The following is a 16173-nucleotide window of genomic DNA, read 5'->3' on the forward strand; positions in this document are numbered from 1 at the left end:
GTTACTTACAACTGTCTATTAGAAGTAGTGCTCTAGAAGCGAGTGCCGACGTCTTTCCACAGCGTACCTTCGCCTGGGACAACTACCTCTACATCATTATCAACAACTGTAGGCGCAGCTGGGTTAGTTTGAGCGAGGCTAGCTCTGACAACGGTGTAGCCTAAGAAGAAGGTGACTCCTGCGACTATTACACCAGCGATCGCGCGATCTACGCTCGTAGTTTGAGTCAAAGAGTAGGCAGTACTGCGAGTAGAGGAGCGGTTAACCATAGGAGAAGAAACCTTTTTGCTAAAGTCGTCTTCTCTATAGTCTCAGTATTTTTCGGTAGCAAGGTATACCGTTTACATCTCTTGAATAATATTTATAGACAGAAATTAAGCAATCTAACGTCTGAATTCCTATCTGACTTCCTAGTGCCTTAATCTTTCCTAATCTCTCAACGGTGAATCTCCTAACGGCGATTGGGCAGATTCCAAGGGTATCAAGATCTGGTCACTCAAAGACATGGGTAGATCCATTGTGTGCGAGACAACACCATGCGCGACGCCTGCGACCAAACCTAGAGTAGCTGGTAAGATCAAAGAGGCTAGATAGTTCATGAATCCTCCTAAAGAAAGATGACGTCTCTAGACTCTCAGTAATGAAGAACCAGTTTTGTAGTTAGCTTTACATTTCATTTCCTATACGAAGAGCTGCATGCAGTAAGTCAATAGCTAGCTCCCTTTTTTTGCATGAGAAAAAGAATAAAGTAGTTTAGCTCTAGCTTCCCGATGTGACCGCATCTAGCTTCCGCTGGAACAAATCGGTCAAGAATGTAATCACTCGACGCTTGCGCAGTTTGATATTGGCGTTTAGTGACATTCCAGAGCGTAATTCTAATGGAACCCCATCGGCGACGAACTGCTGAGAATCTAGCAGGACCTCTGCCGGAAATCGATAGAAAGGAAATACTTCATCTGGGGGCAAAGCATCTGTACCGATACTTGTGAGCGTACCTTCCACATCACCGAATTCACTAAACGAATAGGCATCAATTCGAACATCAACCTTTTGACCAACTTGCACAAAGCCGATGTCTCTATTGGGAATAAAGACCCGCGCAACTAGGGCATCTTGAGGGACAATTTCCATTATCGGCTCTGTAGAGTTGGCTACATAGCCAGGGCGGTTGGCTTTTAGATTGAAGACTGTTCCATCAACAGGTGCGGTCAAAGCCTGGTATTTGATGCTTTGCGCTAGCTGCGCCCTTTGACTAGCGAGTTCTGCTAGCTGACGGTCATTCTCTAGTAGGCGCTGAGTAAGCTGACTGTCAATCTCAGCAATTCTTTGATTGTTAACCGAGATTCGATCTTGCAGGACCTCTCGAGATTCAAAAGAAGTTCGCGATACTTCTTGGTCCGCTTGAGAAATTTGAAAGGACAGCCGATCAATCTCTTGTCTAAGCGTGTTTACTTGAGTTTGACTGTTGTTGACTTCCTGCTCCTGCTGTAAGTAAGAAAGCTCTGCAACCGCACCTTCTTCATTGAGGACTCTAAGTCTGCTTAAGATGTCTTGATTGGTCGCTAGTTCGCTTTGGGCGTTAGCTAGCTGTAGCCTGGTCTGCTTTAACTGTTCGGATAGTTGAGAAGACTGCAGCTGATTAATTTGCTGCTGAGAGTCTAGCCTAGAGAGGGCAGTCTCCATCCGATCAAGCTGGTCAGGCGAAAGTCCAGAGGTATCTCCAGTAATTTGGGCCTGGTAGAGTTGGTTACTTTGTAATAGCTGAGCGCGATCGCGCCCTCGCTGAACCAAATCAGCAGAGATGCCAGCAGGTGCTACGGCATCAGCTACGCCTGATAGCTGAGCTCGGTAATAGTTGTTTTCAGCGCTTAGGCGCTCGGCAATTTCTCTGTTTGATTCAAGCTGGGCCTCTGTTGCAGTCTCATCTAGGGTCGCAACGACCTGACCTCTCTCAACCAGCTCGCCTTCGGTTACTAGCACTTCTTCGACGACACCGCCGACGGGTGCCTGTACTAGCTGTACAACCCCTTCTGGCTCAAGCTTACCTTGGGCTGCCACGGTCTCTTCAACCCTGGCAATACAAGCCCAAGTGACCGAAGCTACGGTGACCCCCATAATTGAAAGTGCGATCGCCTTCGCCCATCGAGGTGATTGCTTGAGAATCACCGGCTGATCAAATGACTGAGGCACATAGGGAACAACGGGCGCATCGCCGTCACCGTTGCTAGGACCCGGGTTCATCCCCAAACCACCGTTACCATTACCGTTGCCATTACCATTGGCGTGGCCGTTGCTAGGGAATCCGTTGCCTGGAGCTAGTTTGGGTCTGTTAGAAGTACTCGTCATTTGTATTATTCTCCCTGCTGCTCATATAGGCAGTAATAGCGGCCTTTAAGAGCCATTAGTTCTTCGTGTGTACCAATTTCTACGACCGAGCCTTTATCCATCACCAAGATACGGTCGGACTGGCGGATAGTGCTCAATCGATGGGTGATAAAGAACACCGTGCGACCCTGCGCCCATTGCTTTAAGTTGTAGCAAACTTGAGCTTCAGTGTCGTAATCGAGCGCGCTAGTCGCCTCATCCAAAATCAGCAGCCGAGGGTTTTGGAGGACGGTACGGGCGATCGCGATTCTCTGTCTTTGTCCCCCTGAAAGCGAAGAGCCTCGCTCGCCTACCCGAGAGTTGTAGCCGCCAGGTAGCTCCATAATAAAGTTATGAGCATTCGCAATCTTGGCAGCCTCAATCACACTATTGGTATCGGCTTGTGGATTGGTCAGCGCAATATTGTCTTGAATACTCCCCTCAAATAGCAGGCTATCTTGGGGCACAATGCCGACCTGCTGCCGCAAAGAGTACAGCTCAACTTTACTAATATCGTAGTTATCAATTAAGATTCGGCCGGTTTCCGCATTGTATAAACGCGGCAGCAGCTTCATTAACGTACTTTTACCCGAACCGCTTTGACCGACAATGCCAATAAATTCACCCGCATGAAACTCCAGGTTGATATTAATTAGCTGCAATGGACCTGACGGGGTAAAGCGGAAGGACAGATTCTCATACTTCACGTTGCCGTGAATTTCGGGCATCGGAATCTGAGCACGATCTTCTTCAGCTTGCTCTTGCGGATGGTCGATGATGTCGCTTAGGCGTTCTAACGACAGTGCGGTCTCTTGAAAGTTCTGCCAAAGCTGCGTGAGGCGTAGTAAAGGCTGAGTGACATAGCCAGAGATGATTCTAAAGGCAATCAGTCCGCCCAGCGTTAGGTTACCTTCTAGAACTAAAGACGCACCGAACCAAAGGACGAGTAAGCCAGAGAGCTTGTTTAAAAAGCCACTAGCCGAACCGGCTGTCGTCGAGGTTAATACCGTTTTAAAGCCATCACTAACATACCTGGCGTATTTTTCTTGCCACTTCCAACGGGTTTTAAGCTCCATGTTCTGGGCTTTTACCGTCTGCACACCTGAAAGCGCCTCTACTAGGAATGACTGCGTTTCGGCATTTCGCTCCGCTTTTGCCCTGAGCTGACGCCTGACAATTGGCGAGACGAAAAAGGTCAAAATCATAAACAGCGGAATCGTTGCTAACGATACAATCGTCAGCTTCACGCTGTAGATGAACATCACCAGGATATAGACGACCGAGAACAGCGCGTCGAGCACGACCGTTAGTGCGGTGCCTGTCAGGAATTGACGAATATTTTCTAGCTCGTTGACTCGGCTAGAAAGTTCACCCACCGGACGTCGATCGAAGTATCGCAGCGGTAGTCGGAGCAGGTGATCAATAATCTCAGCCCCCAATGCCATGTCGATCCGGTTAGTCGTATCGACAAAGAGGTAGGTCCGCAGGCTAGTTAGAATCGCTTCAAAGATAGCGACAACGACTAGGAACACGCCTAACACATGCAGGGTATCAATGCTGTTTTGCATAATTACCCGGTCGATAATCACCTGCACCATTAGCGGATTAGCTAAGCCAAACACCTGTACAAACAGTGAGGCTACCAACACCAGACTCAACGTTCCTCGATATTTCTTCAGAGAAGGAATAAACCACGACAAGCCAAACTTTTGCTGTGGCGTCTGCTCAGTCGTTTCGACCAGCAGCACTTCCCCCTCTTGGCCCCAAATTTCGGCAAACGCTTCAGGTGAGTGGCGAACGATTTTATTTTCTGCTGGCACCCCAAGCACATACTCAGTCAGTGAGGTTTCGTAAACGACGGCAAAGCCATCCCGCCAGTTGATTAGTGCTAGTCTCGGTAGGCGATCTATCGAACTTGCTGGAACTTTCGCTAGCTGAGGTTTGAGTCCGACAAGATCAGCTACTGCGCCGCAGGCCGTTAGGGAGAGGTGGCCTAATCTTTCTTTCTGATTGACCAAAACTCGCTGGACGACATCTCGCTTGAAAGGCATGCCAAAGTGCTGAGCGATCATTGCGAAACAGGCTAGGGCTGTACCAACGTCCTCTCGGCCTCGCATGACCGGATACTTCAGCGCTTTAGCTTTATCAGAGCCTTCTTCTACGATGTTAGAATCGTAGGTCAGCTCCGGCGCATAGGGTACGTTCCTACTGGTGTTATCGACAAAAGTTGGCGTGATGAAGTCGTCAGAAGAACTGCTTGTGTCAATCCCTGTCGATAGTTCGCTAATATCACTCTCGCTAACGGTTAAAGCAGACGTAGAAGCCGCATCGCCTGGGCCGCTTTGACTGGCGAGCTGACGCATCTCGATGCCAATTAGCCGGGTGTTTTTCTCACTGGTAATTCGCCCATCGAGCATCTCTTGAAGTAGCCAACTGCCTGCGGGATACTGAGCGATACTTTGTGAGCTGACAAACCACAGCTGGCTGGGTGAGGAGCTACCCATAGTGATAGGGCCAGCGCGCAGGGTACGAGCGATCGCATACTTTTGTAGCCGCCTTGCCGCTGCAGCAATGTCATCGACACTGCGGGCCTGCACCTGAAAATACTGACTGACTAAATCGAAAACTTCAGCTAGATAGCAATAGTCAGTAACCGCCTGGGCAAAGCGTTCATTCGAAGCAATAAGACTTCTAACTGTCCCAATCGGAATAGTGATGGTGTCTACTTCTGACGAGGCGATCGCCGTTTCACAAGGGACCCCTCTAGCCAACCCTGCTAGCCCGAGTACCGACTTAGGCTTTAGCAGCTCTAACGTGATGGGCGATCGCTTGTTGGCATCGTAGCCTAGCAGCCGAGCCTGGCCTTCCAAAATCACCACAACCTGATGAGGCATAGACTCTCGCCGCAAAATCGGCTGTCCAATTCGATAGCGTAGTCGTTGACTATCGGCCGCTAGCGATTGGAGAACGGGCGGTGATAGCTGGTCGAAAGGAAAAACTTCCCCTAAGCTCTGATCAAGTGAAATATCGGTATAGGTCATAATGATAAATAAGCCCTGGGGCGCTGTATCGAAAACGAGTTAAGAAGATCGCTGTAGATATAAAGCCGAAGTAGGATCGATAGATTCGAATGAGGAAATAATCGGCACTAGGTCTTAATCTAGATAAACAATGGATATGTATGACTATAGTTAGCTGCTTTAGTGAACTCTTACAAGCGTAGAGTACATAAAACTAATACGATGACTAGGAGTCTGAAGATGCTACGAAGGTGCAATTCCTTCATTGCCTAAGGCGCTATTGCTTCTTTGGATGTTTTGTGGGGGGCTTCTCTAGGGTTCGACTCATCTAAGCTGCTTCGTCTAGCCCTGCTTTATCTGATACCTCAGGTATGATTGTCCTGACAGAGACTGTCTGGATCTGCTGACTTAGCCATGCTTTAAACCTTTCAGCGAGCAATCGCTTTCGCATATTCTCATCAAACTTTGCTGGCTCAAACTGCTCTAGTCTAGTGATCACTAGCCATTCGCCGATCTGGGTAGGCGGCCATAGCTGCTTAGGTTTACTGACGCTCAGCATTTTGCTTAAGACAGGATGAGGTACATTTAGCTCTACTGGGCCTACGACCCCGCCAGTCTTAGATTCTTGTCCTTCAGAATATTGGCTGGCAAGCTCAGCAAAAGAAGCGCCATCGTCATTCAACCGAAAGTAGAGTTCTTGGGCCAAGCTGGCGTTCTTCGTTCTAATCAGCGAATAGGTTACTTGATCGAGCTGAGCCTTTCGCTCGAGAAAATATGACTCAATCTGAGCGCCCCAAGTTTGTTCTTGGTACAGCTCTACTTGCCGTTCTCTAATCGCTGCGGCCAGCATTTCCTCAGGGGAATGATCTTGCTGCTTGCACCACTCCAGACGCTGTTCGTCTGAAAAGATGCCCCGCTTACCGCAGAATATCTCCATTGCCTTTTGAGGATCGCAGGAGATATCCTCTGTAGCCTGATCGATAATAAACTCTTGCACAACCTGAGGCAGCAGACGATACTTTCGGAGCTTGGTAACCAGCTCTGCTGCATCGAGTGTCTCTTGACCAATTTGGAGGACTGCTGACATATGGCAATTTCTTCTACAAGCACACGTTACGGAAAAACCAGCTGGAAGATTCCACACTGAGTAATCCCAAAAGAGTACCCTTACTAATCAAGATATATGGTTACATACCGTATTAGATATTACATATCGCTCAAAACACATTTGTACAAAAGCTTTAATATAGCTAAGAAATACCTGGGGTTTATGAAGCGCACTCCCTTTGTTCGAGCCGCTATCTATGGCAATAGCTATCCTACATGTAAGCAAAAGTTAAGTAAACGTTGTGCTATTTAGTCGGTTTTATGAAATGAAACTTACCCTTCTATTGCTCGTCAAAGGCTATCGGCAGCTGATCTCTCCGCTATTTCCGCCAATGTGTCGGTTTGAGCCTACCTGCTCTCGCTACGCTTTAGACGCGATTGATCGCTTTGGCCCGCTTCAAGGGACCTGGCTAACAGCCAAGCGCTTTTGTCGCTGTCATCCGCTTCATCCTGGCGGGTATGATCCGGTACCGGAGAAGAAATCGGTACTCTAAGAGCCAACATTGTAAAGACTATGCTGTAAGCACCATACTATGAAGAAAATCTATGTTCTCGATACCAACGTACTGCTGCACGATCCCAATGCAATGCTACGGTTTGAGGACAATGAGGTGCTACTGCCTATTACTGTTATTGAAGAGTTAGACCGATTCAAGAAACGGCCTGAAGAGACTGGTCGCAATGCTCGTCAGACATCACGAATGCTAGACTCGCTGCGAAAGCAGGGAAGCATCACGACGGGTATTAGTCTTGAAAACGGCGGACAGCTTAAAGTTGCTCTTTGTGATCGCGAGACTCTAAAGGCGCTGCCAGTAGAGTTGATGACGAACGAAGGGGGAGATAATGCCATTTTGGCGGTAGCGCTAGAGGCAAAACAGCACTGCGAGTGCCCAGTTGTGATGGTGAGTAAAGACACCAATATGCGTATTAAGGCTGATACGCTGGGGCTGACGGCTGAAGACTATGAAACAGATAAGATTGATGTAGACGAGCTTTACACTGGTATGGGTGAAGTACTAGTGAGTGCCGAGCAGATGAGCGCACTTTTCCAGCCAGGGGGAACTGAGCTAGTAAGCCAAGAAACGCTAGCTGGAAAGTTCTTCCCCAACCAGGCGCTGACGCTGATCGACGTGAATAACCCTAGCCATACGGCGCTAGCGATTATCCGCTCAAACGGCCATCTAACCCCCTTGCCAAAGCTACCTTACAACGGTGTTTCTCGTATCCAAGCGCGGAACCGGGAGCAGCAATTTGCATTTTCTTTACTATTAGATGATAGTGTTCCGCTAGTGACACTAGTCGGTAAAGCAGGTACAGGCAAGACTTTGTTAGCGATCGCAGCCGGGCTACAAAAGGTAACGGAAGAAAAGCGTTACACTCGCCTACTGATCTCCCGTCCTGTTGTCCCAATGGGCAAAGATATTGGTTATTTGCCCGGTGATATGACCGAAAAGCTAACTCCTTGGATGCAGCCCCTCTATGACAATTTTGATCTAATCTTTAATACTCAAGATACTACCGATAAACCCGCTCACTGGCGTCGTGGCCATGAAGACTTATTAGAGATGGGCCTATTACAAATCGAAGCGCTCACCTATATACGCGGACGTACCATTCCCAGACAGTTCTTCGTGATTGATGAGGCGCAAAACCTAACGCCGCATGAAGTCAAGACGATCTTAACGAGGGCAGGTGAAGGGACAAAAATCGTGCTCACCGGAGATACCGCACAGATTGACAACCCTTATGTCGATGCGGCTAGCAATGGATTGACCTATGTGATTGAACGCTTTCGCAACGATCCATTAGCAGGACATATCACGCTATATCAGGGTGAGCGTTCTGATCTGGCAGCGCGGGCCGCAAACTTGCTCTAGACGGTATGATCTCTCTATCGAGACTCTCGTTGTTGAGGCAGTAAGTCATGAATGGTGCGATTGTTGATCCGATTTTGCAGCGGTACAAATCGGCGATCGCGCAGCTTCTAGACCAGTTGGCTCGTTTTGCTCAAGCTATCGACAATGCGGCGCTGACTAGAACCATACAAAATCTGCAGGATAATATCAATCAGCCTTTTCTATTCGTTGTCATTGGCGAAGTCAAAGCAGGCAAAAGTAGCTTTATCAACGCGCTATTAGATAGTGGTGAAATCTGTGAGGTCGGCGCTGATCCTCGTACCAACATGGTTGCTAAGATCATCTATGCCCAAGGTGAAGGCTACAGCCGTGAGGTCCATCCAGGTGAGCTGCGAGAGATCGGTCGGCCGGTGCCAATTTTGCAGCAGATTGCCATCGTAGATACGCCTGGGACGAATAGTCCTTCACAAAAGCACGAAGCTATCACTAAAGAATTCATTCCTAACAGCGATCTGGTTATCTTTGTCTTCTTTTCAAAAAATCCCTATACCAATACCGCTTGGACTTTAGTAGATTTCGCTCATAAGGAATGGAGAAAGCCGGTTATCTTCGTACTACAGCAAGCTGACCTAGCCGACGATAGAGAGTTGCAAGCTTCAGTGCAATACATCGCTCAAGAAGCACAGCAAAGGCAAATTGCCGATCCAAAAGTGTTTGCAACTTCAGCCAAGCTAGCCACTGACAAGCTCAAGAGCGATCACTCAAACAGTGATGATAGCTCAGAGAATATCGATGCTGGCTTTGCTCCGGTTCAAGACTTTATTCGCAGCACCATCACAGGCGGACAGGGCTATCGGCTAAAACTTACCTCAAATATCGGTGCGGCAGAACAGATTGTTGAGCGCTTAGGAAACGATATGCGGCTGATCAAACAGCAGCTACATCAAGATGAAACGGTGGTGGCAAGAATACGCGATCGCCTGGGCCAGGGACAGAACCAGTCTCACTATGAGATAGATGCTTTAGTAGAACGACTGATGGTTCAATACGAGCGTACTATCTATCAGATTAAGCAAGAATTTCGAGATGGCCTTTCTATTTTCACGCTAGCCAAACGCTCTGTGCTCTCAATTTTTAATCGTAAGCAGCGCATAGAAACTTGGATGAACGATCTCAAGACACGCGCTCAAAAGGAGCTAGAAGAGACTTTAGATGAGACTTCAAAAGAGGGTGCCAAGCGATTTATCGATGGTATTCAATCTATGATCAAGCAGCTGCTAGCAGAGGTAACCGCGTTAGAGAATGACGCACTGAGGAAAACGGAAATCACACTGCCAATGCTCGAATATCGCTACGAGGTGATCGAAAGCGTCAAGACCAAGATTTCTGCTTTGCTCAACGATGAAACGTTCATGAACTGTTTGACTGATACTGTCGATGGTGTTGGCCCAGGTGTTGCAGGCGGTGGACTTCTAGCAGTCATTGGTGGAACCATCGCAGCAGTAACAGAAATTGTGATTTTAGATATTATTGGCAGTGTGTTTCTGGGCGTGGGTGTGCTGCTAGCAGGCGGCGTGTTAGTGGCCAAAAGACGCAGGCTAATTCAGAAGCTAGATACTGAGCTAGAGAGAAACAAAACCAAATTCGAGGCGACAGTATCAGAACAGCTAAACGCTAAGCTCAGCGGTATTTATGATGAAATTAACGCTAGCTTTGTTGATCTCTATGACTATGTAGAAAAAGAAAGAGAGAGTTTAACACCCTTAATTCAACAGTTTGAACAGATTCAGCGTCAAACGAAGACGCTTGCTGCAGCAGTTCGCCAGCTATGATCCTCTAGCTGTATTCACCTTGAGTAACTCCACTTTGAGTAACTATCGTATTCGACTAGCTGAGGTAGAAGATCTTGCTCGTATCCCTGCGATTGAAGCGGCAGCGGCTAAGCAGTTTGAACCTTATGTTTCACAGCTAGAAATCTCGGTAGATCACCTTTCTGGCCTTACGCCGATGACTTTTCTAAAGCGGGCGCAGCTAGAAAAACGGATATGGGTAGCGGTGTTAGAAAACCAGCCCGTAGGATTTATTGTTGCTAAGTTTTTGATAGAAAGCTGTTTTATTGTAGAGCTTGATGTGCTACCAGCCTATAGTCGACAGGGGATTGGCTCCGCGCTAATTGAGATTTGCTGTGAGGGTGCGCGATCGCGAAATCACACCCAGCTTACGCTGACCACTTTCCGCTATGTCCCTTGGAATATTCCCTTTTATCAGCAGTGCGGTTTTGAGATTCTTCCCATAGAGCGCTGTTCTTCTGAACTAAGCGCTATCGTGCAGCACGAAGCCCGCTATGGCTTTGTCCAAAAGCATCGCGTCGTGATGCGTCGGATCCTGTCTAGAAAGCGAGAATGATTGTGAAGGGAGAATCGCTGTGATCGATAGTGAAACTAAGCTAGATAGTGAAACGATTAAACAACAGGCGATCGCACTAGGTTTTCACAAAGCGGGAATCGCTGCCATTCCAGCTGAGATGTCTGAGTCTGAGCAAACGGTCAAACGCTCACTGCAATCTTGGCTATCTAGGGGTTATCAGGCAGATATGACCTGGATGAGCAACCCCAAACGGCAAAATGTACGCGCGGTCATGCCGGAGGCAAACGCTGTGATCTGTGTTGCCCTCAACTACTACACCGATCATCAAAGACCAATAGGCTCGCAATACGCCAAAATTTCTCGCTATGGCTGGGGAAGAGACTACCACCGGGTGCTAACTAAAAAGCTAAAGCAACTTGCTGCCTGGTTGTGCTCGCAAAGCAGCGGAGAAAATAAGATTGTAGCCCGCCCTTATGCGGATACAGGTCCGGTACAAGATAAGTTCTGGGCACAGCAGGCAGGCATTGGTTGGAATGCCAAGAACGGTAACGTAATTAGCCGCGAATACGGCTCCTGGATTTTCCTAGGTGAAATTATTACCAACTTAGAACTAACGCCTGACTTAGCGCATACTGCTCACTGCGGTAGCTGTACCCGCTGTATCACCGCTTGCCCCACTAAGGCTATTCGCGAGCCGGGAGTCGTCGATGCCAATCGCTGCATTGCCTATCATACAATCGAGAACCGGACTGAAAAGCTACCGGAGGCGATCGCCTCAAACCTACAGAACTGGGTCGCGGGCTGCGATATTTGCCAGGATGTCTGTCCTTGGAATCAGCGATTTGCTAAAGCTACAGATATCACAGAATTTCAGCCGTATCCTGGCAATGTCGCTCCGAGCCTTGCTGAGCTAGCAACTATAACGGAAGAGGAGTGGCAGCAGCGCTTTCCCGCCTCAGCATTGCGACGAATCAAACCACCTATGCTCAGACGAAATGCCAGCGCAGCGATGGAATACACTAGTTGAGCCGATTGCAGGATGATAGGAAAGAGTGGTTGAGAACAAAGATATAGATAAGAATGATATAGATAAGGCAGATAAGAAAGTGATCGCTAAGCAGGTCACAGGAAAAGCAGCAGAACCTGAAATAGGTGGCTGGCGAAAGCTAGTGAATGAGAATATTCGGCTAGTGGCGATCGCGCTGATCATTGCAATTACCGTGCGTCTATTCATCGCCGAACCGCGCTTCATTCCATCGCCTTCTATGGTGCCGACGCTAGCGGTGGGCGATCGCCTGCTTGTCGAGAAAGTCTCCTATCGGTTTCATGAGCCTCATAGAGGAGACATTGTTGTCTTTGAGCCACCGCCGCAGCTACAGGAATACGGCTATACAGCCAGCCAAGCGTTTATCAAACGAGTTGTTGGCTTACCGGGACAGACCGTAGAGATCACTCAAGGACGCGTTTACGTAGATGGCCAACCACTCACTGAAGACTACATTCTAGAAGCTCCTGCCTACGAGATGCCTGCTGTAGAAGTCCCGGCTGATAGCCTCTTTGTGATGGGCGATAACCGCAACGATAGCAACGATTCGCACGTCTGGGGCTTCTTACCCATGCAGAACGTAATTGGCCGAGCCGCATTGCGATTCTGGCCCATAGATAAATTAGGAACTGCCAGTCTCAGCAAAGACTCAAAATTGAAGGACTTAGCATTTAAAACTCGAGATAGTGCAGCAGCTCAAAGGCCACCTTCGCGCTTAGCCGCAATCGATTCTGTAAATCGGCTAGATCTGCGTAAGGTCCAACTTTTCGATAGTGAACGATCGCCCGGCCCAAAAATGCGTCGATACCAGGAACTGCTGTCAGCTCTAGCGCAGTTGCCGTATTGACGTTTACCTTTTTGGGCTCTAGTGCTGTTTCCACATCGTAATAGCAAAATTGCAAGATCGCTTGCCAGGGTTGAATCTGCTGAACAGGTAAACCTAGGGTCGCAGCGATGTCTTCGAGGCAGGTGAAAAAAACTCTTTGACTGGTGAGGTTAGTGAGCGATCGCGCCTGATGAATCGATAGACCCGGTAGTCGTAGCCAATCATCTACGGAGGCGGTATTGACATCGATCCGCACTCCCCAGCTAGCCGCCAACCTGATCTCATCAAAAGATTGAAAGCGATAATAGGGCTCTTGGCGAAGTCGTCGTTGAAGCGGGTGGCTTTTGCGAAGGAATTTATCAAGCAAGGTCAAAAGAGTGGGCTCTACACCGCTCTATCAGAAATTAATCACTTCAAAGGGTAAGCTGCTAGGGGTAAGCTGCTAGCCTATTTCCTCTAGAAGTTTGCGCCGCTTTTGTTCAAACTCATATTCTGTGATCAGCCCCTCTTGACGAAGCTGATCGAGTTCTCTAACGGCGGTAGCTATCTGCTGTGTTTTTTGCGCTTTAATACTCCCAATCTTAGACTTTTGGATACTAGATTGGGTCAAAGCATCTGCCTGTGGTTCAGGCTGAGAAAGCAGCGCTCCTGCTTTTGGAAAACGCGACTCGAAACTCTGATCGCTTTGGCTTAGATACCAAATGCCCTCTATACAGCAGGCAACCGTAGGAATTCCGGTAGGCATAAGAACTAGATAGACAACACCCCAAAGATACTGCCCAAGATAAAACTTGTGTAGCCAAGTGAGCGGCAGCGGCGTAGGCAAACTACCAATAAATGCTAGTGCGATCGCAATCTTTCGATGTTGCATAAAGCCTTTACGTAAAGCCTTCAAACAAAGTGTATAGCCGTATCTGTCCAAGCTAAGTAGGAAAGCAACCGATACCGTATGTAAATACCGTTCCTGCAACCTCTAAAACAGCCTGGGTGAGCGAATTGATTCGGCGATATCTCTATAGTAGTGATAACTCACCTTGGCGCAGACTGTGTAAACGCTTACGCTATAGCTATGTGCAATTAAGCGATTCGTTTGACGCAGTAGCCGTCATGGAGTGTTGACAATCATGGGAATGTTTGATTCAGACCTAGTGCAGCAAGAAGCTAATGAGCTATTCAAGGACTATCAGTCACTAATGCAGCTCGGCGGCAACTATGGCAAGTTTGATCAAAAAGGTAAAAAGATCTTCATCGATCAAATGGAATCAGTCATGGAGCGCTATCGCATCTTTATGAAGCGATTTGAACTCTCAGAAGACTTTATGGCCAAGATGACGATGGAACAGCTCAAGACTCAGCTCAGTCAGTTTGGTACGACTCCACAGCAGATGTTTGATCAGATGCACCAGACGCTCGAAAGAATGAAGTCAGAAATTAAAGAATGACTCTGCTTAACCCACAGGTCTACGACGCAGAGTATCTTCCCTAAGCCTGTTACCTATATATGGACACGTTACTCAAGGACGAGTGAACTCGCTGGGCTTTCGGAAAGATTCAACAGGCTCATCGCGCAATGCCTCTACCATGAAGTCACGCCACACCGGAGCCGCGTAACCACCGCCTGTTGCGCCGCTACCTAGAGGACGATTGTCATCGTTACCAACCCAAACGGCTGTTGCTAATTGAGGTACGTATCCAACGAACCAAGTGTCGCGCTGCGAGTCAGTAGTCCCCGTTTTTCCAGCCGCCGGACGCCCAATCTGCGCATTGGTAGCCGTTCCTTGTGAAATTACGCCCTGTAACACGTCTGTTAGCGCGGCACTTGCCCACGGGTCGAGTAGTAGCTGAGGCTTAGGCGTATTGTCTAGGATCGTGTTTCCTCTGCTATCGGTAACCTGAACAATTAGGGTTGGTTCAGAATGCCATCCATAGCTCGCAAAGGTCGCATAGGCACCTGCTAGCTCTAGGGGCGTTAGATCGACAGCGCCTAGTGGCAATGAGATTACCGGATCCATTGGGCTTTCTATCCCTACGGTTCTAGCGATCTCTACGATTCGATTGATACCTATCGTCTGACCTAGCTTGACAGCAGGGACGTTTCGAGAGACTTCGAGTGCCTTTCTAAGCGTGATATTGCCCATAAAAGAGCCGTCATAGTTTCGAGGCTTGTATGGCTTACTGCTGCCGTCGGGATAGCTGACGGGCGAATCTTCTATTGTGCTGTCGGGGGTGTACTTGCCTGAGGCAAAGGCTGCGTAGTATACAAAAGGCTTAAAGGCGGACCCTGGCTGCCGCGTGGACTGGACAGCGCGGTTGAACTGACTGGCGTCATGATCAACGCCGCCTACAAGGGCTTTGACAAAGTGGGTACGAGGATCAATGGCAACCAATGCTAGTTGATCGGCGTAAGCACCGTTACCAAAGTAGCGATAGTAGCTATCGGCCACCGTATCCTCAGCAATCTGCTGGAGATCTAGGTCAATTGTCGTCTGAATACGCATACCGCCTTTCGCCACAGCTTCTTCACCGAATTGCTCGCCTAGCTCTTTCATGACGGCTTCGGTGACGTAAGGTGCCTGACTAGAGCGAAAAGATGTGATTTCACCAAGCACAAGTGGCTGCTCTCTGGCCGCTTCGACTTCTTCTGTAGAAGCCCACTGAAGCTGTTGCATGCGGTTGAGAGCGATCGCCTGACGTTTTTTAGCTTCTGGGTAGTCGAGGAAGGGACTGAAGCTTTCAGGCGCCTGAATCAAGCCTGCCATCATTGCTGATTCGGCTAACGTTAGGTCTTTGGCAGATTTGTTGAAGTAGCTTTGAGCGGCTGTTTCTACGCCATAGGTATTATGGCCCCAGTACACTTGGTTGAGATACAGCTCAAAGATCTCATCTTTTTCGAAGATCTGCTCAATGCGCATGGCTAGGACAACTTCGACAAGCTTGCGACTAATCGTACGTTCTGGAGTTAAGAACAAGTTCTTGACGAGCTGCATTGTGACAGTTGATCCGCCTTGCACTGTTGAACCTGCCTGGAGGTTGGCGAAGAAGGCCCTGGCGATTCCAGTGGGGTTAATGCCCTTGTGGGTGTAGAAGGCACTGTCTTCCATCGCTAGAACAGCCCGCTTCATATCTGGAGAGATATCGTCGAGCTCAACGACTTCACGGTTGGCCTCGTCGTGGACATTATCTAACAACGTGCCGTTGACGTCGTAGACGTAGCTGGTCTCCGATGGACTATAGTTCCGCAGAACCCGAACATCTGGGAGGTTGCGAAAGCTGATAGCTAAGCCCACTAGTCCGCCTGCGACGACCGAGCTACCAAGCATAACTGCGGTTAATAGAGTTGCTGCGCTAATTTGACCGACGTCCTGAATATAGCTAAGCACCTTAGGCGATCGCACCCAAGTAGATCGGCGAGAACGTGATCGATCTTTTCGAAAACTATTTGAAGACACAGGTAGACAACACTTCCTTAATGAACTTGTAGGGATAGGCGGTAGATTCTTGCTTCGCTGCGCGTCGGTATCTAGGCATTTATTACAGCTTAGTAGTTGGTGCCAATATAGATGATATTTGACAAAAGTTTAGTGATTT

At 48.4% G+C, this 16173-nt stretch carries 14 protein-coding genes and 1 pseudogene; 7 read left to right on the plus strand and 8 right to left on the minus strand.

All coding sequences use genetic code 11. The features are described from left to right. Positions 1–32: 32 nt before the first annotated feature. The 5 genes from S7335_RS13135 to S7335_RS13150 form a co-directional block, all read right to left on the minus strand. Entirely contained in the window at positions 33–269 is a 237-nt protein-coding gene (locus S7335_RS13135; protein ID WP_006453981.1) for a hypothetical protein, read from the minus strand. A 159-nt stretch (positions 270–428) separates the two neighbouring features. Then, positions 429–599 (minus strand): hypothetical protein, encoded by a 171-nt coding sequence (locus S7335_RS28420; protein WP_006454393.1) that lies wholly within the window; start codon positions 597–599, stop codon positions 429–431. Positions 600–759: 160 nt separating this feature from the next. Next, positions 760–2346 (minus strand): HlyD family type I secretion periplasmic adaptor subunit, encoded by a 1587-nt coding sequence (locus S7335_RS13140; protein ID WP_006456142.1) that lies wholly within the window; start codon positions 2344–2346, stop codon positions 760–762. A gap of 5 nt (positions 2347–2351) precedes the next feature. Next, entirely contained in the window at positions 2352–5405 is a 3054-nt protein-coding gene (locus S7335_RS13145; protein WP_006453962.1) for a peptidase domain-containing ABC transporter, read from the minus strand. A gap of 307 nt (positions 5406–5712) precedes the next feature. Next, the gene (locus tag S7335_RS13150; RefSeq protein ID WP_006455931.1) at positions 5713–6471 is read right to left on the minus strand and encodes a peptidylprolyl isomerase; all 759 of its coding nucleotides are present in this window, start codon (positions 6469–6471) and stop codon (positions 5713–5715) included. Between the two features lie 286 nt (positions 6472–6757). On the opposite strand from S7335_RS13150, the gene yidD reads away from it, so the two are divergent. The 6 genes and pseudogenes from yidD to lepB form a co-directional block, all read left to right on the plus strand. Then, complete coding sequence (yidD, locus tag S7335_RS13155) at positions 6758–6985, plus strand: membrane protein insertion efficiency factor YidD (protein WP_038018233.1); 228 nt, start codon at positions 6758–6760, stop codon at positions 6983–6985. A gap of 39 nt (positions 6986–7024) precedes the next feature. Next, positions 7025–8368, plus strand: coding sequence for a PhoH family protein (locus S7335_RS13160; protein WP_006456464.1), 1344 nt, complete (start codon positions 7025–7027; stop codon positions 8366–8368). Positions 8369–8415: 47 nt separating this feature from the next. Then, entirely contained in the window at positions 8416–10179 is a 1764-nt protein-coding gene (locus tag S7335_RS13165) for a dynamin family protein (protein ID WP_006454217.1), read from the plus strand. 19 nt (positions 10180–10198) lie between these two features. Beyond that, positions 10199–10753, plus strand: coding sequence for a GNAT family N-acetyltransferase (locus S7335_RS13170; protein ID WP_198011372.1), 555 nt, complete (start codon positions 10199–10201; stop codon positions 10751–10753). Positions 10754–10808: 55 nt separating this feature from the next. Beyond that, positions 10809–11741, plus strand: coding sequence for a tRNA epoxyqueuosine(34) reductase QueG (gene queG / locus S7335_RS13175; RefSeq protein WP_369791689.1), 933 nt, complete (start codon positions 10809–10811; stop codon positions 11739–11741). 121 nt (positions 11742–11862) lie between these two features. Continuing rightward, positions 11863–12387 (plus strand): annotated as a pseudogene (gene lepB / locus S7335_RS13180) (signal peptidase I); the annotation flags it as partial. 43 nt (positions 12388–12430) lie between these two features. On the opposite strand, the gene S7335_RS29505 reads toward lepB, so the two are convergent. Together S7335_RS29505 and S7335_RS13185 are read right to left on the minus strand one after the other, a co-directional pair. Further along, the gene (locus S7335_RS29505; protein ID WP_369791690.1) at positions 12431–12841 is read right to left on the minus strand and encodes a helix-hairpin-helix domain-containing protein; all 411 of its coding nucleotides are present in this window, start codon (positions 12839–12841) and stop codon (positions 12431–12433) included. A 186-nt stretch (positions 12842–13027) separates the two neighbouring features. Continuing rightward, positions 13028–13456 carry an SHOCT domain-containing protein gene (locus S7335_RS13185; protein ID WP_006456999.1) on the minus strand — a complete coding sequence of 143 codons (429 nt, stop codon included), beginning with the start codon at positions 13454–13456 and terminating at the stop codon, positions 13028–13030. A 253-nt stretch (positions 13457–13709) separates the two neighbouring features. Between S7335_RS13185 and S7335_RS13190 the strand changes: the two genes are divergently transcribed. Then, positions 13710–14027, plus strand: coding sequence for a DUF1825 family protein (locus tag S7335_RS13190; RefSeq protein ID WP_006453691.1), 318 nt, complete (start codon positions 13710–13712; stop codon positions 14025–14027). A gap of 72 nt (positions 14028–14099) precedes the next feature. Here the strand turns inward: S7335_RS13190 and S7335_RS13195 are convergent, their stop codons facing one another. Further along, positions 14100–16034, minus strand: a complete 1935-nt coding sequence (locus S7335_RS13195; RefSeq protein ID WP_038016219.1) for a penicillin-binding protein 1A — start codon at positions 16032–16034, stop codon at positions 14100–14102. Between the last annotated feature and the right edge of the window lie 139 nt (positions 16035–16173).

It is taken from the genome of Synechococcus sp. PCC 7335 (assembly GCF_000155595.1).
Lineage (GTDB): Bacteria > Cyanobacteriota > Cyanobacteriia > Phormidesmidales > Phormidesmidaceae > Phormidesmis.

What these genes read in the sequence shown, in the direction of transcription:
- S7335_RS13190 (WP_006453691.1), top strand. Translation starts at nt 13,710, where the DNA reads ATGGGAATGTTTGATTCAGACCTAGTGCAGCAAGAAGCTAATGAGCTA.
- S7335_RS13150 (WP_006455931.1), bottom strand. Translation starts at nt 6,471, where the DNA reads ATGTCAGCAGTCCTCCAAATTGGTCAAGAGACACTCGATGCAGCAGAG.
- S7335_RS13165 (WP_006454217.1), top strand. Translation starts at nt 8,416, where the DNA reads ATGAATGGTGCGATTGTTGATCCGATTTTGCAGCGGTACAAATCGGCG.
- S7335_RS13135 (WP_006453981.1), bottom strand. Translation starts at nt 269, where the DNA reads ATGGTTAACCGCTCCTCTACTCGCAGTACTGCCTACTCTTTGACTCAA.
- yidD (WP_038018233.1), top strand. Translation starts at nt 6,758, where the DNA reads ATGAAACTTACCCTTCTATTGCTCGTCAAAGGCTATCGGCAGCTGATC.
- S7335_RS28420 (WP_006454393.1), bottom strand. Translation starts at nt 599, where the DNA reads ATGAACTATCTAGCCTCTTTGATCTTACCAGCTACTCTAGGTTTGGTC.
- S7335_RS13160 (WP_006456464.1), top strand. Translation starts at nt 7,025, where the DNA reads ATGAAGAAAATCTATGTTCTCGATACCAACGTACTGCTGCACGATCCC.
- S7335_RS13140 (WP_006456142.1), bottom strand. Translation starts at nt 2,346, where the DNA reads ATGACGAGTACTTCTAACAGACCCAAACTAGCTCCAGGCAACGGATTC.
- S7335_RS13145 (WP_006453962.1), bottom strand. Translation starts at nt 5,405, where the DNA reads ATGACCTATACCGATATTTCACTTGATCAGAGCTTAGGGGAAGTTTTT.
- S7335_RS13185 (WP_006456999.1), bottom strand. Translation starts at nt 13,456, where the DNA reads ATGCAACATCGAAAGATTGCGATCGCACTAGCATTTATTGGTAGTTTG.